Here is a 26,208-nt window from a genome sequence, read left to right on the forward strand (position 1 = left end):
CGTGGGCACGGAAACGGCTAAAACCAGTATATGGTTTAGCATATCATTCTATTTTATGGGGGGATTACTTGAAAATGAAGGATACGAAAAGCAAGGCTTCACTGCTTCTCACACTGATGCTTATTTCAGCATTAGCCACTACGGCTTGCGGCAATTCAAACAACTCGAACAACGCTACACCAGATAATGCCGGAAAAGAAAGCGCCGCACCGAGCTCATCAGCGAACTCAACCACCGATAACACATCCAATGAGCCCTCGAAGCTGGAGCCTTATAAAATAAAGCTGGTCTACGAAGGAGCTCCACAGGCGGACGAGGCTATCGTCGAGGAAGCGCTGAACAAGATCTTGACCGAAAAAATCAACGCGACGGTAGATATCGCACCAATCGATTGGGGAGCGTGGGATGATAAGACTAACCTCATCATCGCTTCTCGAGAGCCCGTAGACATTCTATTTACAGCCTCATGGAACGGGTATGCGAAGAACGTTGCCAAAGGTGCTTACTTAGATCTCGGTCCCTTGCTCGATCAGTATGGCCAGGGCATTAAGGATAGCTTGGATCCAGCTTTTCTCGATGGCTCCAAAATCGGCGGCAAAAATTATGCAGTCCCTACGAATAAAGAATTGGCATCGTCAGGGGGCATTGTGTACCGGAAGGACATTGCCGATGAACTCGGCATCGACATGAGTAAAGTGCAAAAAATCGAAGATTTAGATGCTGTTTATAAGATCGTTAAAGAGAAGAAGCCAACCATGTATCCGCTGTATACAACGGGTGGCACGTTCGCCTCTCACTCCTTTGTGGAATTGGATTTTTTAGGTGATACGACGATACCTGGCGCTATCGATAAGAATGGGACGGAAGCGACGGTCAAACCGGCCGAAGAGTATCCCCAATACTTAAATGCATTAAAAGTTACCCGTGATTTCTTCCAGAAGGGGTATCTTAACAAAGATGCGGCTACTTCCCAAACGTCATCCCTTGATGCTTATAAGACTGGCAACGTATTCTCAACCGTAGAGCCTCTCAAGCCAGGCAAAGCAGAGGAAATCGCATCCGCGACAGGGCTTGATGGCAAGCTTGCCCAAATTACTTTGACAGGTAAAACGGTCGCCACATCGGAGACTACCGGCGCCATGTTAGCCATCTCATCAACGTCCAAGAACCCGGAACGCGCCATGATGCTGATTAACCTGCTTCATACAGATCAAGAGATTATTAATCTGCTTAACTTCGGTATTGAAGGTACACATTTCACACTTAATGGTAATGTTATGACGCAGACGGAGAAGTCAGGGCAGTACGCACCGGGCGTCGCTTGGGAGCTGGGAAATCAGTTCCTGAACTATGTCTGGAGCTCGGAAGCTCCGGACAAGTGGGAGCAGTTCAAAAAGTTCAACGAAGGGGCCAAATCGTCACCAGCACTGGGCTTCACCTTTGACAGTGAGCCAGTCAAATCCGAAGTTGGAGCACTAGCAAACGTCCTAAGAGAATATCAGAAGATGCTTGAGACCGGCTCGGTTGATCTGGACAAAGAATTACCGAAATTTATCGCCGCCCAAAAATCGGCCGGCCTAGATAAAGTCATTGCTGAAAAGCAAAAACAGCTTGATGAATTCCTTGCCAGTAGATGATATGTGTTCATAGCAAATAAAGGACCTACTCATTGTTCTGGATAAGAACAATGAGTAGGTCCCTTTGACTTTCGCTATATAATTCACAGTATCAACTAGGCTTTAAGAGGCTTGGTCGAATTGGCTATTATAAAGCTCCGCATAAAAACCATTTTTGGCAAGTAGTTCTTCGTGGCTGCCGCTTTCCAGGATATCGCCTTCCTTCAGAACCAGAATCACATCGGCGTTCTTAATGGTTGAGAGTCTATGCGCAATAACAAAAGAGGTTCTTCCCTCCATGAGCTTATCCATTGCCTGCTGAATCAAGAGCTCTGTTCTTGTATCGACTGAGCTTGTAGCTTCATCGAGGATGAGCATTGGGGCATTTTTGAGCATCGCGCGGGCGATCGTAAGCTGTTGCTTTTGGCCCGTGGATAAATTAACTTTGTCATTTAGTATGGTATTATAACCGGCACTTAAGGTCTGAATGAAATGATGCAAGCCTACCGACTTACAAGCATCTTCAACTTCTTTATCGGTTACACCTGTTTTGTTGTACACTAGATTTTCCCTGATAGTGCCCTCAAAAAGCCAGGTGTCCTGCAAGACCATACAGAATAGATCATGGATGTTTTCTCTTGTTAAGCTGCTGATGGGGGTATCATCAATATATATTTCTCCGCCCTTTAATTCATTAAACCGTATTAGAAGATTTATCAGTGTAGTTTTACCTGCGCCGGTAGGACCGACTATAGCAATTTTTTGCCCAGGCTTAATCTCTGCAGAAAAATCTTTAATCACAAGTTTATCTGAATTTTCATAAGCAAATTGCACATGTTCAAAATCAACTTTGCCCACAGCAGTTTTAAGATGTCTTTCTTTATGACTTTCATTGTCCATTTCGTCAGCATCGAGGAACTCAAAGACACGTTTGCTTGCCGCGGAAGCCGATTGCAGACTTTGTGCGGCTTGAGCAATCTGAGAGAGCGGTTGTGTAAAGTAACGGACATACAGTATAAAGGCTACAATGACCCCAAAGGATATCGTTCCGTTCATAGCAAGTACAGCACCAACTACACAAACGGCCACAAAACCTAGATTGCCTATAAACATCATAATCGGCATCATAAGACCGGAGAGGAACTGCGCTTTAAATGCACTATCTTTAAGATTCATATTCAGGGATTCAAATGTATTGCGCATTTGCGATTCACCATTGTAGGCTTTCACTACAGTATGTCCTGTATATACTTCCTCCACATGGCCATTGATTTTCCCTAAGTATTCTTGCTGACTTTGAAAATACTTTTGGGATTTTTTCATAATTGCCGCTATGAGGCCAAAGCCAATGATAGTTGCAACAACCGCCGTAATAGTCATGATCACATTTGTTTTGAACATCATGATGATGGATCCCGTAAAGAGGGCAAGGGCAGTTACCAGTGTGCCGACGCTTTGGTTTAAAGCTTGCCCGATCGTATCCACATCGTTGGTAACCCGGGACAGGATGTCACCGGTTGTAGAATTATTATAATAAGAGATCGGAAGTTTGTTCATTTTGCGTGAGAGATCGGCTCTTAAGTTTTTGGAGACCTTTTGCGTAACTGCGGACATAATTAATCCTTGTACCAAAGATAACACAGCGCTAAGGATATAGATAAATACAAGGAAAAGGCCGATAGAAGTTACTGCTTCCATATCAATTCCGGTGACGAGGCCCGCAGTGATCAAGTCTGTCATCTCCGAAAGCTTATCCGGTCCAAGCAGAGTCAGAACCGTACCGATTGCTGCACTAATAATAGCTATAAGAACTACAGGGATATATTTTCTGCAATAGTGGAGAAGTTTGCTCCACGTGTTGAGTTGCTCTTTGCTTTTGTTCATTAAGCTAGCTCCTCCTTTGAAAGTTGTGAGTAAGCAATCTCTTGGTAGACATCACAGGTCTGCATCAATTCATCATGTGTTCCCATGCCTGCCATTCGTCCGGCTTCCAGTACAATGATTTTGTCTGCGTCTTTGATTGTACCGATCCGTTGGGCAACGATTAGTATCGTTGTACCGCTGGATTTTTTCTTCAATTCACTTCGCAATTTGCGATCCGTCTTATAATCAAGCGCTGAGAAGGAATCGTCGAAGATTAATATTTCAGGACGACGGGCAATGGCTCGGGCAATGGAAAGACGTTGTTTTTGACCGCCAGACAAGTTCGTACCGCCTTGAGAGACATGAGCCTCGTAGCTTCCTTCCATCTTTTCAACAAAATCTGAAGCTTGAGAGGTGTAAATGGCATCAACAACATCAGAGGACAGATCACTGCCATTATCGCCAAAAGCAACATTAGAGCTCACCGTGCCGCCAAACAAAATCGCTTTCTGAGATACATATCCCATTTTATTGCGCAGTGCAGTTTGCTCATATTGGTTAACATTAATTCCATCCACCAACACTTCACCTGCTGTAGCATCATAAAAGCGAGGAATCAGGTTCACGACGGTACTTTTTCCGCATCCGGTTGAACCGATGAAGGCTACAGTTTCTCCTTTTTTCACCGTAAAGCTGATATCTTCAATAACGTATTCTTCTGCATCCGGATATTTAAAGCTGACATTTTTGAATTCGACCTCACCCAACCGATTTGCCTTGGAGGAAGTAAGTGATCCGTTCTCTAAGCTTGGCTTAGTATCCAGCACTTCATTGATTCTTTTAGCGGATACATGGGCACGAGGCATCAGGATAAAAATCATGATCAGCATCATGAATGCCATAACCACCTGCATCGCATAGGATGAGAAGACAATCATATCTGAAAATAATCCCATCTTCGCCGTACCATTGGCATTTTGAATCAAAATAGCACCAATCCAATATATTGCGAGACTTAAACCGCTCATAATCAGAGAAATACTTGGCATCATCATGGACAGTACATTATTGGCGAATAAATTCGTTCGGGTAAGCTCGCTGTTGGCTACACTAAATTTATCTTCCTGGTAGCTTTCCGCATTATACGCACGAATGACACGAAGGCCGGTAAGATTCTCTCTTGCAACACGATTAAGATTATCAGTCAGTTGCTGCAATTTTTGGAATTTCGGAAGCACTAGCACGATCACTATGCCGACAATAAGAATCAATACCCCAATGGCGACACCGGTAGCAAGCGACCACTGCCAACTCTTGCCTGTAATTTTGAGCATTGCCCAAACGGCAAGGATGGGAGCCTTCACCAGCAGTTGCAGACCGATGACAATCAGCATTTGCACTTGTGTAATGTCATTTGTTGAACGGGTAATTAAACTAGCTGTAGAGAAGTTGTTGATTTCTTCCATAGAGAAAGACTGTACCTTATCAAACAATTTGGAGCGTAATCTTGAAGAGAAGTTGGCGGCAATTTTAGCGGCGATCCCTGCCACTATAATTGATGTGGCTAAGCTGCCAAGGGCACAGAGCAACATCCAGCCTCCGGCTGCAATGATTTCGCTCATTTCACTCCCTGGTATCTGTACAAGACGAGTAATCTCGCTCATATAACCGGGCAATTCCAGATCCAGCCATACCTGTGTGACAATGAATAGGATGCTGATACCGATTAGGGCCCATTCCTTCGGTTTTAAGTACTTAAGTATAGTTACCATACATCTGACTCCTTTATGTGGCGTTGCTTAAATGATAACGAAAGAAGATAAACTGAAAGTTAACTTTTCTGAAAAATAAAAAAACCCTGAAAGAACGATGAGGTTCTCCAGGGCTCGTACTACATTCCAATCGGAATCGTAACTGTAAATGTGGTTCCTTGTAATGGAATGCTTTCGCAAGAAATGGTTCCATGGTGTAGATGAATGATTTTTTTAACAATTGCTAATCCAAGTCCATTGCCTGCAGTAGAGTGGGAAGTATCCTGCTGATAAAATTTATCGAATATCTTGGGAAGAGCCTCAGGATGAATACCGCTTCCGCAGTCACGAACTAGAATCAACAGGTTATCTTCGTTTTTCTTCATGTTAACTTCAATTTCGCCATGTTCAGGAGTGAATTTGATCGCGTTATCCAATAAATTTAACCAAACCTGATTTAAAAGCTCTTTATTGCCGGAGAGTTCATAATCCTGAATATTAACATTCAGCTTCAGGTGCTTCTTCTCAAATTTGGCAGCCAGTAAAAGCACAGACTGGCGAATTTGTTCCCCAACATTAAACCGCATTTTGTTTGTCAGAATCTTTTGCGTCTCAACCTGCGTCAGCTCCAGTACATTCGAAGCAAGGGAGGCAAGTCTGGTCGATTCCTCAATGACAATATCTAGATATTCATTCCGTTCTTCTTTGGTAAGATCATCGTTCTTTAAGACTTCGGCAAACCCTTTAATAGATACAATCGGTGTTTTGAATTCATGGGAAAAATTATTCACAAAATCGGTTCGCAGAATTTCGATACCCCCAAGCTCTTCAGCCATCCGGTTAAAATTCTCTGATAAAATTTCAAACTCTGGCGGGCTTTTGAGCTGGAGCCGCATGGAGAAGTCACCGCTGGCAAGACGCTCTGTGGCCTCAATAAATAACCGGATGGATTTTACCATTTTCCGGCTTGTGATGGCTGATATCGTGGTACCGATAATTGTACAAGCGATTAATACCATTATGGGTAGTACGAATCCATCCTGGGCAAGCTCTTCGTTCAACAAACCAAAAACCTGTGCGAGAAAGAAGAGTAGTCCTGTAATCACAACGGTAATAAGAAAGATGAAAAATATGATAAGAGAAAAATAGATGGGAAGGCTGATTCTGTTGCTGAGCTTGTTACTTATTTTGCTCACTGGCTTCGCACCGCCTTGTATCCAAGACCTCTGACGGAAACCAGTTCAAACTCTGGATAAGCGTCAACCCGTTTCCGCAGGCGATTGATATGCACATTAACGGTTGTATCCGTACTTTCACTTTCCATGCCCCATATCTCGTCCATAAGCTGGATGCGCGTGAAAATCCGTTCAGGATAAGACAATAACTTATACAACAAATAGAATTCTTTTTGCGGTAGCGTTTGTCTCTCGTCCTCCCGGGTTACTGTCAATGCGTCATAATCAAGGATCACTTTACCCACTACTAATTTGCGGGCACTTGCGATTTGTGAACGGCGAAGCAGCGCTTGGATTCTGAGCAGCATTTCTTCGGTATCAATGGGTTTGGTCATATAATCATCAGTTCCAATCCGGAACCCCTTTTTCTTATCTTCAGGCAGCTGTTTTGCTGTAGCCATAAGAATGGGGACCAAGCTATCGGCATCTCTTACTTCCTTGGCGAATTCATAACCATCCATATTAGGCATCATGATATCCAGAATGATTAGATCAATATGCTGTGAATCAAGGACCTCCAAAGCTTTAACTCCGTCTTCAGCAGTTACAACATCATATCCTTCGCGTTTCAGAACAGCTTCAAGAAGTCTTCTTACATGCTTATCATCTTCAACAACGAGTATGTTAATCATTACTGTTCACTCCAATAGTAGGTTTGTATCCATTATTACCTGTGGGGAATTTGTTTTAAAGGGAGCAGAATCAATATTTATCTAATCTTAAGATTTGGTTTGAAATCCTTGTAGTCGATATAAAGTGACTCATACATAGGGAGGATTCAATGAAATGAGAGGAATAGGCAATGATTTAATACTATTATGATATCTGTTTTGTGAAAAATTGTTGCATACTAAAATAGTACCCAAACTAATTTAGCTGGATTAACGTGCTGAAAATAATGCAGACTACGTGGAGCGTTGAACTTTGACTGAACTTCATGCGAAAGGAAGATCACAGATGCAAATGCGTAAATTAGGAAATAGTGGCTTGGAAGTTTCGGCAATAGGGTTTGGCTGTATGGGAATGGATCATGCCTATGGAAAGCCAGCCGATCGTAATGAAATGGTTAAATTAATTCGCAGAGCAGTTGAACTAGGATGTAATTTCTTTGATACTGCTGCTTTTTATGGAGATTCCAATGAGGAATTAGTAGGCGAAGCCCTTGCACCACAAAGAGATCAAGTTGTGATTGCAACTAAATTCGGAATTTTAGGACAAGAAGCTGTAGACGGTCAACCTCAACTTATTTTGAATAGCACACCAGATTCTATTCGTGAACAAATAGAAGGTTCATTAAAAAGGTTGAAGGTCAATTGCATTGATTTATATTATCAGCACCGAGTGGATCCAAATGTCGAACCTGAAGCTGTCGCTGAAACAATGAAAGATTTAATAGCTGAAGGGAAGATTAAAACATGGGGTGTCTCAAATGCACCGATTGATTATATGAAACGAGCAAATGCTGTATGTTCGATTACTGCAACCCAAAATCAGTACTCCATGATGTGGCGTGAACCGGAAAAAGAGTTGTTTGAACTTTGTGAAGAATTAGGAATTGCTTTTATCGCTTACAGTCCATTAGGAAATGGTTTCTTAAGTGGTAAATATACCAAGGAAACCAAATATGATGAAGGTGACTATCGAAGTTTCATGGGAAGATTCAAACCTGATGTGATTGATCATAATCAAGTGTTATTAGATTTAATTACTCAAGTTGCAAAAAGTAAAAATGCAGCACCAGCTCAAGTCGTACTCGCGTGGGAATTAGCTCAAAAACCATATATCATTCCAATTCCAGGCACTACAAAATTAAACAGATTAGAAGAAAACCTATATGGAGCTGATCTCAAATTAACAAAGGAAGATGTAGATAGTCTAAATGAAGCTTTGTCTAAAATGGATATTGATAGTTCACACTTTTAAATAGAGCTATATCATCAACTAATAGGAGGATTTTTTATGCAAAAAGTTATTTTGAACAATGGTGTTGAAATGCCGATACTTGGTTTTGGGGTTTTTCAAATTCAAGATGCAGCTGAATGTGAACAAGCTGTTTACGATGCGATCATGTCAGGTTATCGACTGATAGATACCGCAGCCTCATACCTAAACGAAGAAGCGGTGGGAAGAGCCCTCAAACGGAGTGGAGTACCAAGAGAGGATCTATTTATTACTACGAAATTATGGGTTCAAGATACAGGATACGAACGTACAAAGGAAGCATTTGAAAAATCCCTTTCAAGATTGCAACTTGATTATTTGGATTTGTATTTAATTCATCAGCCATTTGGTGATGTGCATGGTTCTTGGCGGGCGCTGGAGGAATTGTACCGTGAAGGAAAAATAAGAGCGATTGGCGTAAGTAACTTCCAGAACGATCGTCTGATTGATTTGATTATTCATAATGAAGTAACTCCTGCAGTTAATCAAGTTGAGACACATCCCTTCTGCCAACAAATTGAAAGTGCTGCATTCATGAAAGAAAACAATGTTCAGATTGAATCATGGGGTCCATTTGCTGAAGGTAAAAACAACATGTTTCAGAACGAAGTTTTAGTATCAATAGCCCAAAAATATAATAAATCTGTTGCCCAAGTGGTTTTACGCTGGTTGACGCAAAGAGGAGTTGTTGTGATTCCAAAGTCTGTCCGGAAAGAAAGAATAATTGAAAACTTTAATATCTTTGACTTTGAATTAAACTCAGAGGATATAGAACAAATTGCGCTGTTAGACACAAAAGAGAGCTTGTTCTTTTCACATAGAGATCCTGTAATGGTAAAAGCGTTAAGTACAAGGAAGCTGGATATCTAATTTTTCTTAGGATCTTGTTGGTTTTGATAAAAGAGGGGTTAACCATAATTAAGGGGTTAACCCCTCTTTTATTTATAAGACCCTTAGCCTTGAACAGTTCATTTTAATTTGAAGGTTTAAGAATAAAGGCAGCTAAAGCTTGTGAATATCGCATTATAATCTTGATCTTCTCCAGTGGCGTACAAACCAATAAGCACACCTGTGAATCCTCCGGCTATTTCAGAGGATAGATATTTGGTTTGCGCAGCTCCGAGTAAGATCTCAATACCGTCTACCTGGATATAAAAGTGATAATGCGTTGGACTGCTTTTGACAACTAATGAAGCATGGTTGCACTGACCTATATTTTTTGTTTTTTCAATGGATTTGATATCTCCGATATTCAGCCGTTCGATAATCTCATAACCCTCTGGATGTTTACGCAAGGCCAAATCATAATGGTGATTTTCGTCCATGTAAAGTGTAATTCCGGCTTCACCATTCGTAAGGCTGACTTGGCACGAAATAATTGCGTTAAAATCTTTTTGACGAATACCAATAAATGTCGGAGTAGCCGGGATATCTAACGTAACTGCAGTTCCTTTAAGCTTTATTTTATCAGCTTCTAACCGATAATTTTCTGTAACCGGGTGACGCAGGTAACACCAGTCTAAATTCCAATCTGTGTTCTCGAACGTAAAGACTCTTTTCTCCTGCTGAATGACTGTGTCCGCAATACGATCAGTCTCGAAACTTATAAGTGTGGTACCTTCATGACCTGCTGTAAACCATCCATCCTCGCCAAAGGTAATCGGAGTTAGAAAAACCTCGCGCCCCAAATGGTGATAGGTAAGATACTGGCCAGTCTGCCGGAATCCAAGATGTAACAGCCACCAATCCCCCTCATGGTCTTGTACCAAATCTCCATGTCCAACTCCCTGAAGCTCGTAACCGCCTAAATTTCGATTAGTCAATACGGGGTTATGCGGGTAGGCTTCGAATGGACCAGCAGGAGAATTGCCCCTTGCATAAGTAACCATATGCCCATATTCGGTTCCACCCTCAGCAGCTAGCAGATAGTATTGTCCATTAATTTTGTATAAATGAGGACTCTCCAAATAACGCCCACCGGATCCTTGCCAGATTGAACGGCTTGACGACAGCTTCTGCCCAGTTTCAATTTCAATTTCACATTGGACTATACCATTAACTCCGTAATCGTCTGTCCCATTACTCATGAAATACGTTTTGCCGTCTTCAAAATACAAATCCGGATCAATACCGCCTTGATCTACATTAATCGGATCAGACCATTCGCCGTAAATATTGTCAGTCCAGACATAGAAGTTCTGGCGCAGAGTGTCATTAGTGGTCGTCATGTAGAATCGTCCATTATTGTACCGCAGGGTGGGGGCGAATACACCACCGGAGCTGTCCACAGTATCCAGTTGAATCTGGTTCTTTCGGGTTAAGCAATGACCGATTTGGGTCCAATTAATTAAATCTTTGCTTTCAAAAATCGGAACACCGGGAAAATACTGAAAGGAACTGCAGACCAAATAATAAGTGTCTTCAACTTTACATGCGCTGGGATCAGGATAAAACCCTTTGATGACCGGGTTATTGTATTTCATTTCTCCACCTCATTAATAAATTCATATAAATAAGAATTCAATATATTTAACTTCTAAGAAAATTAAACACTATTGCTTATAGGTTTTCAATGAATCGGGGTTGAAGATATACGTTATATTTATTAAATTAATATATATATAATTTCAATAAGCACAGGCAGGTGATTATGATGATGATCAAAGCAAACGGCGAAGCAAAATTCATGGCATTATATGAAGCGCTGGCAAGCGAAGTCAGATGGAGGATTATGAGCCTCATTGCAGATAATGAAATGAATGTGAAGGAGATCGCGGCTAAGTTAGAGCTTAGCCCTTCCATAGTTACTATGCATATCCGAAAGCTCGAACAAGCTGGACTTACAGGAAGCCACAGGGTACGCCTAAACGGAGGAACGCACAAAATGTGTTTCCTTAAACAAAAAAGAGTTGAAATCGAACTCCCCACTGCCACTCAAACCCCGAGGATCAGAGAGCAGACCATTTCAGTCGGTCATTATACCTCGTTTGATGTCCATCCTACATGTGGTCTTGGGACACAAGAGAAAGAGATTGGGGTTTGGGACGATCCCCGCTATTTTCTCGATCCCGAGCGGGTCAACGCCGGCATTTTGTGGTTTGGGAGAGGTTACGTAGAGTACAAAACGCCTAACTACTTACTTCCCGGTCAAATGCCCGAGGCCATCGAGATTTCAATGGAAATTGCTTCTGAAGCGCCAGGCTTGAAAGATCATTGGCCTTCGGATATTGAGTTCTTTTTTAACGGTGTGAAGCTTGGAACTTGGACCAGTCCGGCAGACTTTGGAAGAGCGGCACGAGGCATATATACTCCGGATTGGTGGCATCGGAATGTAAATCAATACGGGTTATTGAAGACGATCCGCATTGACACTTCGGGCACATTTATTGATGAAGAAAGGATGTCGGACATTACTGTCGCAGATATTTTGCTACGGGAACAATTCTGGACGCTTCGGTTCGCAGTTGACGAGAAGGCTGTTAATGTTGGTGGTTTGACACTTTATGGGGCTGGATTCGGTAACCATGACCAAGATATTTTAATTCGTGTGTACCTAGGAACGATGACCTAATGAAGCAGGATAGTTCAGTTATAGTTGTTTTCTCCATCCAGTTTATCGGCTGGAACTGGTAAACTATCCATATATTGAAGAAGTTGAGAGGAGAGATATTCTGAATTATAACGAGGTTATTAAAATCGCTGATACACACTTACTTCCATTAGTGATGGAATTGTACGGATTGGAAGGTTATGAAATCAGGCTTATCAATGCACATGAAGGAGGACGGAATGTCGCATATAACTGTGATAAAGCTGATTCTGAAGCAAAAATAATCAGAATTGCCTTCTTAAGTGACAGAAGCCGAGAAGATATTTTGGGTGAAGTGGAATATATCAGGTATTTGTACGAGCATGGAGGCAGTGTTTCGAATGTGGTCAACTCCCAGAAGGGGAATCTGCTGGAAACGATAACTCTTAATAATCATACCTTTTTTGTCTGCTTGTTTGAAAAGGCCAAGGGGGGGATGCTCGCGGAAAATAATTATCAGTATCGGGAAGGCGTTCCTATTACGGAATACTATTATAACTGTGGCAAAGTTCTTGGAAAAATGCATCAATTATCGAAGGGTTATACACCTGTCCATTCCCGGTATGATTTTTTTGATAAATACAATGCCGATTATATAGATAAGCTAATACCTGACTCGTTATCTCTGTTGAAAGAGAAACTGGTAGATCTCCTTACAACCTTAGAAGGGATGGACAGGAATCACGAGTCTTTTGGGATGGTTCATTTTGATTACTGCGATGGGAATTATATGATCGATTTTAATACAGGGCAAATAACTGTTTTTGATTTCGATAACTCCTGCTTTTGTTGGTATATGTATGACCTGGCAAATCTCTGGACACTTGGAGTGGGCTGGATACAATTTGAACAAGACACTGATAAACGCAAAAAGTTTATGGATGATTATTTTAAAACAGTCCTTGATGGCTACAGATCCGAGACCAGGATCGAAGATTCGATGTTAGACACATTGCCATTGTTTATCCAAGTAACCCTCATGGAAAACATCGTTGATGCATTCGAGGTAATGCGGAACAATGGTGATGAGCCGGAATGCGATGAAGAGCTGTCATATCGTATAAAATGTCTAGAAGATGATATCCCATATGTAGGATTTTTCCATGAAATTTACTCATGTGATGAACCCTTTGAGTATGAGGAACGAGATATTTAGGATGAGGGTGTTTTTGATATGCTGCGGATAAATTCATAGTAGACTCAAATAAGCAGGAGTTGGAGTAAAAATGGCTTACGAAAAACCGGAATTGACCATGAGTGAAATTGAAAAAGTACTGTGGAATCATCTTGGACAGGGAGCGGCTGAGATTACACCGTTGTCTGGCGGCAATATAAGCAACGTGTTTTCTTTTATTTTAGAAGGAAAAGACTATGTTGTGAAATTCAGCGATTTGGAACGAGCATATGAGACTGAACAATTTGTATCCAATTTGCTACTCGACCAAGGTATCCCTTTCCCAAAATGTTTGGGGTTAGGGAGGACTAATCAGTTAACCTATTTGATCATGGAGCGAATGGAAGGTCGCAATCTATCCGATTGTACAGCAGAGGAACAAACCCGTCTGATGCCGGAAATTATCGGCATTTTAACAAGAATGGCCGAAACGGATATTGGGGGAACTAACGGTTATGGTTGGATCGGACCTGACGGCAATGGTTCCTATTCATCTTGGAAAGACTTCGTCATTGCCGTAAATGCGGAAGATCAGACGGGGACATTCTGGGAGAATTGGCATGAACTCTTCCGCACGTCTTGCTTGGAAAGAGACGTATACGAAGAAATCTATAGTCGTTTGATGACCTATGTACCCTATAATGAATCTAATAGAAGCTTTATACACGGAGATTTTCAACAGTGGAATATGTTGTCCAACGGAACACGGATAACCGGCATTATTGATGGAAATTGCATGTATGGCGATTCTCTCATAGACCTTGCGGTTCTCGACAAGCATATGCCTTGGTGTGATGTCATTAACACATATCAAAATTATCAAAAGAAAGCTAGAATAGTGACCCCGAATTTTGAGGAGCGGCTAATCGGTGCCTATTATTTTAAGGGACTCGATGGACTTCGATTCTATGCTAAGATGGGCTGGACAGAGGCTTATCAGGACACACGGCATTTTCTTTTAAACCTAAAAGCGTAATAACTGACGCTATACCTTATCATAAACATTTAATAGCCGCATAATTGCGGCTTTTTGTATATAAATATCAAATTTCAAGGAGCAAATTCCCCACTGGGATTATAGCCTAGGCTGACGACCTGTAATAAATGCACCTGAACTTGCCATTAATCCACTATCTATAGCTTTGTCCAACTTGATAAAATGTAAGCGCAATCATTTAATCAATCGATTGGAGGAGTATGGCATGAAAAAGATTGGGGCAGGTTTTATATTCTTACTTGTGATGTGCGCAGCCTTATCCACAACTGCGTTCGCGAAACAGCCTTATTCATCCTATTGGTTTCCGGAGCAATTGCTTCAGTGGAGTCCGGCATCCGACCCGGATGCGGCATTTAACCGGAGCACAGTCCCGCTGCAGGACCGTTTTGTAGCAGATGGAGTCAACGCTCATGCAACCAAAGCGCCAAAAGTCATGGCTTTATCAGCACTGAACCCGGGAACAAGCGGAGTTCCATCGCAGGGTTCAAGCAAATTCGAAGCTAACACATTTACCTATTGGCAATATGTTGACAAGCTGGTCTATTGGGGTGGTTCCGCGGGCGAAGGGATCATCGTACCTCCAAGCGCTGATACGATCGACGCGGCTCATAAAAATGGCGTGCCGATCATCGGAACGGTGTTCTTTCCACCAACCGTATATGGCGGGAAGTATGAATGGGTCAAGCAGATGCTTCAGCAGAATAGTGACGGCTCCTTTCCTGCTGCTGACAAGTTGATCCAGGTTGCGAGCCATTACGGATTTGACGGCTGGTTTATTAACCAGGAGACTGAGGGCGGAACGCCGGCCGACGCACAGCAAATGAAAGCTTTCCTAAGTTATCTGGAATCACACAAGTCAAATTCTATGCACATCGTATGGTATGATTCCATGACCAATGAGGGCAGTATCAGTTGGCAAAATGCACTTAACGACAAGAATGCGATGTTCCTGCAAGACAATAAAAAGCAAATTACAGACAATATGTTCCTGAACTTTTGGTGGAAGGATCTTAAAAGCTCGGCAGAGAAGGCTAGAAGCTTGGGCAGAAGTCCATATGACTTGTATGCAGGCATCGATGTCGAAGCCAAGGGTTACGATACAAAGGTGAACTGGAATCTGTTGTTTCCGGATAAAGATCCTGCCGTTACTTCCCTTGGTATTTACCGCCCCGATTGGGCTTTTAACAGCGCAGAGAGTATGGAAGATTTCTTCGTACGCGAGAATAAATTCTGGGTGGGTCCAAACGGGAATCCGAGTAACACCTCGAGTGATCAAGCCTGGAAAGGTATCGCTAACGGTGTGATCGAATCATCACCAATCAATGAGCTGCCTTTCACCACCAACTTCAACACGGGAAGCGGACAGAAATATTTTGTAAGAGGGAAGCAGGTGCGGGATAAAGGCTGGAACAACCGGAGTCTGCAGGATATTCTTCCCTCCTGGCGCTGGATTGCAGACAGCAAAGGTACCCCGCTTTCACCAGTGCTCGATTGGTCCGATGCCTATTACGGCGGCAGTTCGTTGAAGGTATCAGGCGTGCTGAACCCTAACAATGCGACACATTTGAAGCTCTACAAGACCGACCTTAAGATCGAAGCAAGCACAAAGCTGTCTATTACGTACAAAACACAAAATAAGCCAAGCCTGAAGGTTGGTCTTGCATTCGCAGATCAGCCCGATCAAAATATCTTCCTTAATGTGAAGGATAAGACATCGCCAGACTGGACAACTGAAACATTGAATTTGACCCCATACAAAGGGAAACGGATCGTAGCGTTGTCACTGTATTTTGATTCTAAGAATGAGGTTAATAATTACAACATTCAAATTGGCCAGCTCTCCATTCAAAATGCTAATGACCCGATCAAACCACTACCCGCGGTTCGCGATCTTAAGGTCACTCAAACTGATTTTCGCAATGGTATTTATGGAGATGCCAGATTACAGTGGAAACAGCTTGACCAACAGGTCAAGCAATACGAAATCTATCGAGTGCTTCCAGATGGCAGTGAGATGTTCATAGGTGCAACACCAAATCATGTGTTTTACGTTCCTGAGATGCGAAGAATAGACAAAGAAACTATCACAGTATTGAAGGTTGTTGCCGTCAATGGAAGATACGAGCAAGGTCAATCCTCTAGCGTGAAGATCAGCTGGCCGGATTATCCAAAGCCGACTGCGGAGTTCAAAACTGATCAAACCCTAGTCGCTCCAGGCGAGAGCGTAAACTTCACCGACCTGTCGACTGAAGTGACAGAAGGATGGTCATGGACCTTCGAAAGCGGAAGCCCCGCGGTCAGCACATCAAAGAACCCAGTTGTGACGTTCGCTCAGGAAGGCGTTTATAGTGTGACACTGGCTGCAACTAACAGCTCGGGCCAAGACACAATTACGAAAAAAGAGCTCATCACAGTGAGTAAGGAAGCTGGAGCAGTGAAAAATCTGGCACTTGGTAAAACTGCAACAGCCGATCATGCCTGCGGGGAAAAGGAAGGGGCACCTAACGCCGTAGATGGTAAAGTGACGGATAACAGTAAATGGTGCGCAATTGGCAATCTGCCCCATTGGCTTCAAGTCGACCTCGGCGCCGAACATCAACTCAGCGCTTTTGTCATCAAGCATGCTGAGAGCGGAGGAGAGTGGTCCGGTTTTAATACCAGTGATTATACGATTCAGGTCAGCAGCGACGGAACGAACTGGACGGATGTCGTCAACGTCCAAGGAAACTCGGCTGCCGAGTCGACTGATTCAATTGCGTTAGTAAAAGCCCGCTATGTAAAATTATTGATTCTCAAACCTACGCAGGGAGCCGATACGGCAGCGCGAATCTATGAGTTTGAAGTGAAGGGATTATAATATACCCTATTACGTCATTCTAATATTAAAGCAAATAAACCGTAGGCCACTTGAGGGGCTACGGTTTATTTGCTTTAACACTAATGATAGCTGAAATCAAAAAAAGAACCTGATTTATCTAATCAGATTCTTATATATTGCATATGAAAAGACACGATGATATAATCAACTCACGACTGAAATTCTATAGTTAGGCATGGAAATCTCATCTTATATATTTAGTTTATCATGCCGTTAAATTCTTGTCAATTTTTTTCTCAATTTAATAGTTAGGAGCGATAATAAATGCGTTCTTTAGTTCTCGGTTTTCAGGAAGTGGACAATACACAGCTTTTGCTCGTTGGCGGAAAAGGGTTAAATTTAGGGAAACTATCACAAATAGAAGGAATACAAGTACCAGAAGGATTCTGTATTACAACAGTAGGATATCACCAAGCCCTCGAACAGAACCAAACGTATCATGCTTTGTTGGATCAACTAACTATGCTAAAAGTAGAAGATCGGGATCAAATCGGTGAAATCAGTAGGAAGATTCGGCAAATCATTATGGAAGCAGAAATTCCTTCCGATATTGTGAAGGCAGTTTCTCACTATCTCACCCAGCTGGGTGATGAACATGCTTATGCAGTGCGTTCTAGTGCGACCGCTGAAGATTTACCACATGCCTCTTTTGCAGGTCAACAAGATACCTATTTAAATATCATCGGCATAGAAGCAATCCTTCAGCATATCAGCAAATGTTGGGCTTCTCTATTTACGGATCGTGCCGTAATCTACCGTATGCAAAATGGATTTGACCACAGTCAAGTTTATTTATCCGTTATCGTTCAAAGGATGGTTTTTCCACAGGCTTCAGGCATTTTATTTACCGCTGATCCGATTACTTCTAACCGGAAACTACTATCCATCGATGCCAGTTTTGGACTTGGCGAAGCTCTGGTCTCTGGCTTGGTATCTGCCGATGGTTATAAAGTACAGCAAGAGAAAATTGTCGATAAGAGAATAGCGACCAAAAAATTGGCTATTTACGGATTAAAAGAAGGCGGAACAGAGACCCGGCAGATCGAAATCGATCAGCAAGAGACTCAAACACTTACTGAACAACAAATTTTACAATTAGCAAGGATAGGCAGACAGATTGAAGCTTATTTTGGTTGCCCACAAGATATCGAATGGTGTCTGGCTGAGGATACATTTTATATCGTCCAGAGTCGGCCGATCACGACTTTATTCCCCATCCCTGAAGCGAATGATCAAGAAAACCACGTTTATGTATCTGTTGGTCATCAACAAATGATGACAGATCCCATGAAACCGCTGGGATTGGCTTTTTACCTGTTAACGACTCCTGCACCTATGCGTACAGCTGGCGGAAGATTGTTTGTTGATGTCACATCAAGTCTTGCTTCACCTGGCAGCAGAGAAATGATCATAGAAGCCTTAGGTAAATCTGATCCCCTCATAAAAGACGCACTCATAACCATCGTAGAGCGAGAAGATTTTATAAAATTTTCGGCAGATAATGAAAAGGCTTCTACTCCGAGTAAGAGCAATACAAGCCTGCCACCTAGTGATTCTCAAGTAGAACTGGAAAATGATCCGACAATCGTTTCTGACCTCATTAAGAGCAACCAAGCCTCGATAGAAGAGTTGCAACAAATCATTCAAACCAAATCAGGGGCGGAGTTGTTTGATTTTATTCTGGAAGATATGCAGCAATTAAAGAAGATTCTATTCAACCCACAAAGTATGCGTGTGATTATGGCGGCTATGGATGCCTCAGCATGGATCAATGAAAAAATAAATGAGTGGTTAGGTGAAAAAAACGCAGCGGATACGCTTTCTCAATCTGTACAGGGCAATATTACTTCAGAAATGGGTCTGGCGCTACTCAATCTCGCTGATGTGATTCGGCCATATCCGGAAGTCATTGATTATTTACAGCAGGTTAAAGATGATAATTTCTTAAATGAACTGGTTAGTTTTGAGGGTGGGCAGGAAACCCAAGACGCTTTCTATGACTATCTCAGTAAATACGGAATGCGATGTACCGGAGAAATCGATCTTACAAGAACTCGTTGGAGCGAAAAACCAACTACACTTGTCCCCATGATTCTCAGTAATATCAAAAACTTTAAACCTAATGCTGGCCATCGGAAATTTGAGCAAGGTCGACAGGAAGCTTTGAAAAAAGAACAAGAGCTATTAGATCGATTGAAGCAATTACCCGATGGTGAACAAAAAGCGAATGAAACAAAACGAATGATTGATCTCATCCGGAATTTCAGCGGGTATAGGGAATACCCCAAATACGGTATGGTTAATCGCTACTTCGTTTATAAACAAGCTTTACTGAAAGAAGCTGAACAACTAATACAATCGGGAGTTATTCCTGAAAAAGAAGATATATACTATCTCACTTTTGGAGAACTATGCGAAGTTGCAAGCACAAATAAATTGGATTACCAGATCATCAGCAAACGCAAAGAAGAGTACAAATTATTTGAAAAACTAACTCCACCACGTGTTATTACGTCTGAAGGTGAAATCATTGCGGGGAAGTATAAACGAGAAAACCTCCCAACTGAAGCTATTGTAGGTTTAGCGGTTTCTGCCGGTGTTATAGAGGGACGTGCGCGTGTCATCTTAAACATGGAGGATGCTGATCTAGAAAACGGAGATATATTAGTTACCTTATTTACTGACCCTAGCTGGACTCCATTGTTTGTATCTGTAAAAGGCCTAGTTACTGAAGTTGGTGGACTAATGACCCATGGGGCAGTTATTGCGCGTGAATATGGCTTGCCAGCAGTTGTCGGAGTGGAGAATGCTACCAAATTGATAAAAGACGGGCAACGAATTCGTGTGCATGGAACAGAAGGCTATATCGAGATATTGTAATGGCTGAATCACGAATGTGGTTTGACAAATTCAATCTTTTGAATTATTTTTAATAGTGAATTATCAATTCATTATTAAAGGTGAGGGGCAATATGCAGTCTAAAAAAGATGAAGTGAAACAGGAAATTGAATCCGCCGCTTTAAAGGTATTTTTCCAAAAAGGCTTCTCTGATGCCAAAATGAATGATATTGCCGATGAAATTCAAATTTCTGTTGGAAATATTTATACTTATTTTAAAAATAAAAAAGAGTTGTTCTATTCAGTTGTTCCGCCGTCTTTAGTGGACTATTTGAAGAATGTGTTAGTGGAAAATATTCGCATCGATAACCAGACTTTTTTTGATGATGTTAATAATGAGAAAAAATCAGCTATCGTTCAAGAGCAAATAACTATATTAACCCAGTACAGCAGGCAGATTGTTATTATTTTTGAAAAGAATAAAGGGACCGTATATAGCAATGCCAAAAACGAGCTGATCGATCTGATGATCGAAACTAAAAGGCCCTATATTAAGGATCATTATAAAAGATACGAAATCGGAACCGAAGAAAATATGATTCTGCTGAAGATCATCGCGAACAATGTCATCAATATGATTCTGGATTTATTAAAGCACGAGATGAGCGCCGATAGCCGGAAACGGATTTTTGAGGCATTAAGCTTATACTGGCTGCATGGACTAAAAAGCTTAAACGAATAACGTCAATGCGCCGAATTTAGGTGTGGGGTGGAACTGGCGCACAACGCTGCAATGAGGGACAACTAAGTGGATATGCACATTAAGCATCTACGAGGGTCCCTATTTTTTTAATCCAATAATGAATAGTTAATTCATTAATGGACGGTGTAAGCATGAAACGGGGGAAGCTACGATGAAGATAGGTTATGTATTTAAGGACTGCAATGTTATTTATGGAGATGCAATAAAAGGCACGGATACCCATATGACTATTTTGATTCAGGAAAACGGATTGATTCAAGAGATCGGGAAAGCAAGCGCTGTAACTGTCCCGACCCATTACCAAACGATCGATTGTTCGGGGAAATATGTGATGCCCGGTCTCATCAACGCGCATGTTCATCTTTTTGCCGATGGGAAGCCATTTACGCTGTCTGCCAGTGAAGAGCTGCTGAATTTTGCGTTTCATCATATTTTGGAAACAAGACTGGGCAGAAACGTATTGAAGAAACGGATGAAAAAAAATGCCCTAACCGCACTGCATTCCGGAGTAACAACGATGCGTAGCGTAGGTGAATTTTTTTATACTGATGTTCTTTTGAGGGATGAGATTAAGGCAAATCAATTTATTGGACCTAATCTTTTGGTATCTGGGTATTTCCTGAGCGTAACGGATGGCCACGGTGCACCATATTTGGCTTTGGTCGGTGATTCACCATGGGAAGGGAGGAGAAATGTAAGAATCAATGTAAAAAACGGAGTGGACCTAATCAAAATATGTGTAACTGGCGGGGTTACCGATGCCAAAAGGGTCGGAGAAGCAGGCCGCTTGCAAATGACGGAAGAAGAGGTGGCTGCGATTTGCGAGGAAGCTCATAAAATTGGGATGCGTGTGGCGGCACATGCAGAAAGTACCGAAGGTGTAAGAGTTGCGTTAAAGGGTGGGGTGGATACTATTGAACACGGCGCGGAGATGGATGAGGAAATGATCAGGCTGTACAAAAATAATCCCAGAGCCTTAAAGGGCTACACCGCTGTGATCCCTACTTTACAAGCAGCTTATCCCAGTGCGAAATTAGACCCGAGCCTGACAAAGTTGAATACAACCGTTAAGGAAAATGCCCGGCTTGTGTATGGCTCTATGTTAAAAGGGCTACAGCAGGCTATAGAACATGATATCAAAATTGGTGTGGGCACGGATGCCGCTATGTCCTATGTAACCCACTATGATCTTTGGCGTGAGCTTGATCATTTCATGCGACAAACAAAGCTGAACGCAAGTCAGGTTATTGAACTAGTAACCAAATCAAATGCAGAGATTTTGGGAATCGATCACCAGACAGGGACAATAGAAGTTGGCAAATATGCGGATTTAATCATGATGGAGCAAAACCCATTGGAGAACATAAAAGCTTTGTCGAATGTAGCTATGGTTATGGTCAGAGGGAATTTAATACAAACACCCTCTGTGAACAGAATTCAAGCAGTGGACGAGCTGCTGGATACGGTTTGGAGTATTTAGGAGTGAGATGAATGATTGTAGAAGCACGTTTGGGTATCCTAGCTATTCTTAAAAGAACAGCGCCCCGAAAGAGGCTGGAGGCGGCAGCCATGGCTACATCCCAGAGTAAAATCCCGAGGACGATCGCTCCACTGTAGATCAATAACTGCTGAATTGGATACTCGCTAACCACCTTAGCTAATATTGAGCCGTATATACCCAGCCAAAAAAGGATGGAGAGGGGATTAAACAAGGACATTAGAAATCCCGAAAGATAAGATTTGGACAGTGAGACATCGTTTCCCCTCATCTAAATCCCTGAAATTTCTCTTGTATTTTTAATGCTGTCTACACCTGAATAGACGAGGACAAAGAATCCGAACAACCATAAAAACACTTTAACAAACGGAGCATCCAGCAGATGAATGAGGCCAAAATAAACAAGCAGCATATAGATGATATCGGCACTAACCGCCCCTAAACCAACTATCCAGGCAGGCATAAATCCTCCGCGGAGTCCCTTGTTCAGCTGTGCTGCATTAATGGGTCCGAGAGGTGCCGAGAGGGATAATCCTAGAATCATATAACCTATAAATACGTTAATGTTGTCCTCCTCCTTAATATAGATAACATATTCTAATAAAGGTAGTAGTAGGACAAGCAAAAGAAGGCCCGCGGATGATTGCAGGCCTTCTTTTATAAGAAGCTGAAGAGTGAGTAGGATTACGCCTTAACGGATTCAGGTCGTTTGACAAGAAGAGGTGGAGGAATCAACCAGCCCTTTTTCTTAGTCAAATGTAGAATTTTAAGGCCGATGGCTGCTTTGGTAAGGTGATATTTAGCAAACAAAGCCCCTATATCTTCTCTGATCGATTGTCCCATTGCCTGACTACATGCCACAAGTCCAACAGCATTATCAGCTGCAAGTTTGGCAGCAATTTCAGGATCTGTGAAACGTGCCCCTACAGGAATATCTTCAAGCTTGGCATCGGGCCGATTTGGCATTACTGGTGCAGATGCAATACCTTGCTCTGAGAGCAGTGTATCACACTCACTGATTTCAAGCTCCGCTTGATCAATTAAAGCTCCTAATATTTTTTTCAGGTCATTGTCACCAGCGTGATACATATAAGCTCTGTAACAAGAGAGTGCTCCCTTTGCTACCATAGAGGCTTGCCAAACCGTAAAAATCTCTCCATAATGCATCGGTTCTTCTTTGGGGTTACCGCCTAGAATCCCTGTCATAAACAGTCTCCTTTATTGTTGAATTTGAACAAACATTAGCATGCCCACAAAAACACGGAAATTGCAGCTTTTCACATAAAATTGGTATGTCAATTTGAGGCGTCGTCATCCGTGCAAGTTTAAGGATAAATGTGAAAATAAGGAACGATAAAATTGAACACGAGTTGTGGAGGAATCAAATGTTTTTCAACGTGATGATTGCAAGTATAATTGCCTTTGCATTCAATGAAGTTGCTTATCACTGGAGATGGTGGAGTGTATCTCCAATCAAGGCAGGGATGGATTGGGAGTCATTAAGACTTCCAACACCTTTGGTAAGTGCTCGGCTAATCAAACAAATGATAACCTGAATGAAAGGAATGTTAATGCAACGGGTAATCATAATTCAACAGCGGTCGAGAATGGAAATTACCGAGCGCAGGCACTCGGGGATGAGAATCGAGGCACTAATATGAGGTGGTTGGGTCTCTTAGGGTTGCTTGGACTTACAGGCTTGGGAATAGAAGCCGAGAAAAAAGCTAAACTTTTTAGAACTAAAGGGAACTGTAGGGGGAATGGACACTCTATGGTTCGAGATTCGGCAATTACGATCTGGATATTGTAATCCGCTTGCACTTTAACGATATTTATTAATTCGATAATCCGCTGAATGAAAATAAGGAATAAAAAAGAGATCTGTCTTATTACAACAGACCTCTTTTTATAAGTTGTAATCTTAGAAGAACCAATAAAGGTTTACGCCGTGCGGCGCATATCTAGCACCAGCCACAGGTTCCAGAAGTCGTCCGTAACCTGCACATGTTGGCATACTCAGTGAGGAGTTCCGCGTATTCCATCGGAGCAGGACTTCGTAATGATAATTTTATTCCGAGTTTACGAAAATTGGCGGAACCGGACAAAAGTGGGAGAGTAACTGCAGTACTTCAGAAGACAGAAGCTTCTGGACCATGTTTATGATTGAAGAATAATTTTTTTAAAACTAAGGGATTTGAATTCATAGACCCTGTTTGATTAAACTCCAGATGCGTTCAAACCTGTCTTGGTAGTCAGGTAAATTCCAGGATTCTTTGAAGGATGGGAGGCTAAATACTGCAAACGCAGAGAGAATCGCCTCAGCCCGTTCCAAGTGGGGATCGTGATAGTCCATGAAGCCGTCAATGATTTGGTAGGAATCCCAGAGAACATCGCGTAATACCAGTGGATTGCTATCCACGTATTGAGTATTCAAGGCAAACATCTTGGGATTCTCGTTATAAGCGCGTTTTTTTGCGTTAACAAATGCCCATAGCCAATCGTGAAGCAATTCTTGCGGTTTAGTTAAATTAGTCATATCTAATTTAATTTGTTCTGAAATCATCCGGTTGAACCAGCTCTTAGATACAGCTGCCCAGAGCTCTTGCTTATTTTTAAAGTGCTTATAGAGCGCTGCATGGGTGATACTTAATTCATCCGCAATTTGTGAGAGTGTCACTTCGGATTTTTCCGTGCGTTTAATTAATGCCTCAGCTGTTTCAATAACAAGCTCTTGAGTGATTTTAGCCACCGACTGTCAACCCTTCTTTCTTCAATAAATTCCTTTTTGTCGTTTATACACTTGCGAGTATTTTAACATATGAAATATCCAGTAACAATTGTTGACTTTTGTAACTTATAGTTTTATGCTTGTTGTGTAAGTTACAAAAATAAATAAATGTTACTTTTTTAACGCATAGGAGGTCATTTATCATGAAAGCAGCACAGATCACCAAATATTCAAAAAAGTTCATAGTAAAAGTGAACGATATTCCAATCCCAGAAATAAGTGATAACGAAGTCTTGGTCCAGGTGAAAGCAGCAGCAGTTAATCATTTGGAATTGCTCATTGGTACCGGAAGTGTAAAGCTGATTCAGGATTATGAATTCCCATTAGTACTTGGTAACGAGCTGACGGGTGTTATTGAAAAAGTGGGTAAGAAGGTGCAAGGTTTCAAAGTTGGCGATGCAATTTATTCACGTCTGCCACTACAAAAAATCGGTGCCTTTGCGGAATACGCGGCAATTAATGCAGATGCCATCGGGTACCTACCTGCCAATCTGAATTTTGTGACTGGTGCTGCTGCGCCATTAACAGGATTAACAGCTTATCAAGGATTAAATGAAGAATTAGATGCTAAAGCAGGCGAAAGCGTGTTTATCCCTGGAGGGTCTGGTTCATTTGGCCAAATGGCCATTCCTATCGCCAAAAGCATGGGGCTCAAGGTCATCATCAGTGGAAATCCAGGAGCACGTGAACGGACAATGGCCGCTGGTGCAGACCAATATATTGATTATACGACTACGAACTATTGGGAACAGCTTAGTGATGTTGATTATGTGATGGATACCTTAGGATCCAGCGAATTTGATCATGAGCTTTCAATTATTAAAGCAGGAGGCCGCCTTCTTTCTCTGCGGACCGGTCCTAACAAACGTTTTGCAGAAGATTTGGGCTTCTCTGGCTGGAAACAAAAGCTCTTCACCATCGCCGGGGCTAAGTATGATCATAAAGCGAAGAAAAAGAAGATTCAATATCATTTCATTTTTGTTCGCAGTGATGGCGAACAATTAAAGAAAATTACGAAGATTATTGAAGATAATGGGATTGTACCAGCAGTGGACCCTACAGAATTCCATATAGAAGATATTAACGAAGCACTGAATTTTGTTGCTGAAGGTCATCCTAAAGGGAAAGTTATTATCAGATTTTAAGGAGGGGGCTCAATTGTTGTCAAAAAATTCTTTACTGATCATTCTAGAATTGATATACTGATGCAAATTAGAGTTAATAGTGTAGTTTTTTTACCTTAACTAGAATGATCGTTCTTGAATATTTTGAAGAA

General features: G+C 41.9%; 19 protein-coding genes and 1 pseudogene. 12 read left to right on the plus strand and 8 right to left on the minus strand.

The window, feature by feature from the left end:
• Positions 1-74: 74 nt before the first annotated feature.
• Positions 75-1,637, plus strand: a complete 1,563-nt coding sequence (locus NSQ55_RS15275; RefSeq protein ID WP_076130604.1) for an ABC transporter substrate-binding protein — start codon at positions 75-77, stop codon at positions 1,635-1,637.
• Between the two features lie 102 nt (positions 1,638-1,739).
• Here NSQ55_RS15275 and NSQ55_RS15280 read toward each other — a convergent pair whose 3' ends face one another.
• The 4 genes from NSQ55_RS15280 to NSQ55_RS15295 all read right to left on the minus strand — a co-directional run bounded on the left by NSQ55_RS15280 (position 1,740) and on the right by NSQ55_RS15295 (position 7,097).
• Positions 1,740-3,500, minus strand: coding sequence for an ABC transporter ATP-binding protein (locus NSQ55_RS15280; protein WP_036677200.1), 1,761 nt, complete (start codon positions 3,498-3,500; stop codon positions 1,740-1,742).
• Entirely contained in the window at positions 3,500-5,251 is a 1,752-nt protein-coding gene (locus NSQ55_RS15285; RefSeq protein WP_076130605.1) for an ABC transporter ATP-binding protein, read from the minus strand. The genes NSQ55_RS15280 and NSQ55_RS15285 overlap by 1 nt, the downstream gene beginning before the upstream one ends.
• 119 nt (positions 5,252-5,370) lie before the next feature.
• Positions 5,371-6,426 (minus strand): HAMP domain-containing sensor histidine kinase, encoded by a 1,056-nt coding sequence (locus NSQ55_RS15290; protein WP_081386330.1) that lies wholly within the window; start codon positions 6,424-6,426, stop codon positions 5,371-5,373.
• Complete coding sequence (locus NSQ55_RS15295; RefSeq protein WP_076184972.1) at positions 6,423-7,097, minus strand: response regulator transcription factor; 675 nt, start codon at positions 7,095-7,097, stop codon at positions 6,423-6,425. Before NSQ55_RS15295 ends, NSQ55_RS15290 begins: the two co-directional genes overlap by 4 nt.
• Positions 7,098-7,422: 325 nt before the next feature.
• Here NSQ55_RS15295 and NSQ55_RS15300 point away from each other — a divergent pair, with 325 nt between their 5' ends.
• Positions 7,423-8,388, plus strand: a complete 966-nt coding sequence (locus tag NSQ55_RS15300) for an aldo/keto reductase (protein ID WP_076302104.1) — start codon at positions 7,423-7,425, stop codon at positions 8,386-8,388.
• 36 nt (positions 8,389-8,424) lie between these two features.
• Positions 8,425-9,276, plus strand: coding sequence for an aldo/keto reductase (locus NSQ55_RS15305; RefSeq protein ID WP_076130608.1), 852 nt, complete (start codon positions 8,425-8,427; stop codon positions 9,274-9,276).
• 116 nt (positions 9,277-9,392) lie between these two features.
• On the opposite strand, the gene NSQ55_RS15310 is transcribed toward NSQ55_RS15305, so the two are convergent.
• Positions 9,393-10,889 (minus strand): glycoside hydrolase family 43 protein, encoded by a 1,497-nt coding sequence (locus tag NSQ55_RS15310; protein WP_339167832.1) that lies wholly within the window; start codon positions 10,887-10,889, stop codon positions 9,393-9,395.
• Positions 10,890-11,062: 173 nt separating this feature from the next.
• Between NSQ55_RS15310 and NSQ55_RS15315 the strand changes: the two genes are divergently transcribed.
• The 7 genes from NSQ55_RS15315 (at position 11,063) to NSQ55_RS15345 (ending at position 22,126) form a co-directional block, all read left to right on the plus strand.
• A complete protein-coding gene (locus NSQ55_RS15315; protein ID WP_339174527.1) occupies positions 11,063-11,977 on the plus strand; it encodes an ArsR family transcriptional regulator in 915 nt (304 codons plus the stop codon).
• 154 nt (positions 11,978-12,131) lie between these two features.
• Positions 12,132-13,151: a phosphotransferase gene (locus NSQ55_RS15320; protein WP_339167834.1), complete on the plus strand. Its 1,020-nt coding sequence runs from the start codon at positions 12,132-12,134 to the stop codon at positions 13,149-13,151.
• A gap of 70 nt (positions 13,152-13,221) precedes the next feature.
• Positions 13,222-14,145 carry an aminoglycoside phosphotransferase family protein gene (locus tag NSQ55_RS15325; protein WP_076278090.1) on the plus strand — a complete coding sequence of 308 codons (924 nt, stop codon included), beginning with the start codon at positions 13,222-13,224 and terminating at the stop codon, positions 14,143-14,145.
• A 226-nt stretch (positions 14,146-14,371) separates the two neighbouring features.
• Complete coding sequence (locus NSQ55_RS15330) at positions 14,372-17,023, plus strand: discoidin domain-containing protein (protein WP_339167838.1); 2,652 nt, start codon at positions 14,372-14,374, stop codon at positions 17,021-17,023.
• Between the two features lie 285 nt (positions 17,024-17,308).
• Positions 17,309-19,924, plus strand: a complete 2,616-nt coding sequence (gene ppsA, locus NSQ55_RS15335; protein ID WP_339167840.1) for a phosphoenolpyruvate synthase — start codon at positions 17,309-17,311, stop codon at positions 19,922-19,924.
• A 92-nt stretch (positions 19,925-20,016) separates the two neighbouring features.
• Complete coding sequence (locus tag NSQ55_RS15340; protein ID WP_076133162.1) at positions 20,017-20,625, plus strand: TetR/AcrR family transcriptional regulator; 609 nt, start codon at positions 20,017-20,019, stop codon at positions 20,623-20,625.
• Positions 20,626-20,797: 172 nt separating this feature from the next.
• Positions 20,798-22,126 (plus strand): amidohydrolase family protein, encoded by a 1,329-nt coding sequence (locus NSQ55_RS15345; RefSeq protein WP_339167846.1) that lies wholly within the window; start codon positions 20,798-20,800, stop codon positions 22,124-22,126.
• Between the two features lie 64 nt (positions 22,127-22,190).
• On the opposite strand, the pseudogene NSQ55_RS15350 reads toward NSQ55_RS15345, so the two are convergent.
• Both NSQ55_RS15350 and NSQ55_RS15355 read right to left on the minus strand, forming a co-directional pair.
• Positions 22,191-22,709: pseudogene (locus NSQ55_RS15350) on the minus strand (LysE family transporter); the annotation flags it as partial.
• A 119-nt stretch (positions 22,710-22,828) separates the two neighbouring features.
• Complete coding sequence (locus tag NSQ55_RS15355; protein ID WP_036677170.1) at positions 22,829-23,350, minus strand: DUF3231 family protein; 522 nt, start codon at positions 23,348-23,350, stop codon at positions 22,829-22,831.
• Positions 23,351-23,529: 179 nt separating this feature from the next.
• On the opposite strand from NSQ55_RS15355, the gene NSQ55_RS15360 reads away from it, so the two are divergent.
• The gene (locus NSQ55_RS15360) at positions 23,530-23,700 is read left to right on the plus strand and encodes a hypothetical protein (protein WP_175617339.1); all 171 of its coding nucleotides are present in this window, start codon (positions 23,530-23,532) and stop codon (positions 23,698-23,700) included.
• Positions 23,701-24,344: 644 nt separating this feature from the next.
• On the opposite strand, the gene NSQ55_RS15365 is transcribed toward NSQ55_RS15360, so the two are convergent.
• The gene (locus NSQ55_RS15365) at positions 24,345-24,893 is read right to left on the minus strand and encodes a TetR/AcrR family transcriptional regulator (protein ID WP_076130485.1); all 549 of its coding nucleotides are present in this window, start codon (positions 24,891-24,893) and stop codon (positions 24,345-24,347) included.
• A gap of 182 nt (positions 24,894-25,075) precedes the next feature.
• Here NSQ55_RS15365 and NSQ55_RS15370 point away from each other — a divergent pair, with 182 nt between their 5' ends.
• Positions 25,076-26,077, plus strand: coding sequence for an NADP-dependent oxidoreductase (locus tag NSQ55_RS15370; RefSeq protein WP_076184955.1), 1,002 nt, complete (start codon positions 25,076-25,078; stop codon positions 26,075-26,077).
• Positions 26,078-26,208 lie beyond the last annotated feature (131 nt).

This window comes from Paenibacillus sp. FSL H7-0943, from assembly GCF_037963265.1.
GTDB lineage: Bacteria > Bacillota > Bacilli > Paenibacillales > Paenibacillaceae > Paenibacillus_AQ > Paenibacillus_AQ odorifer.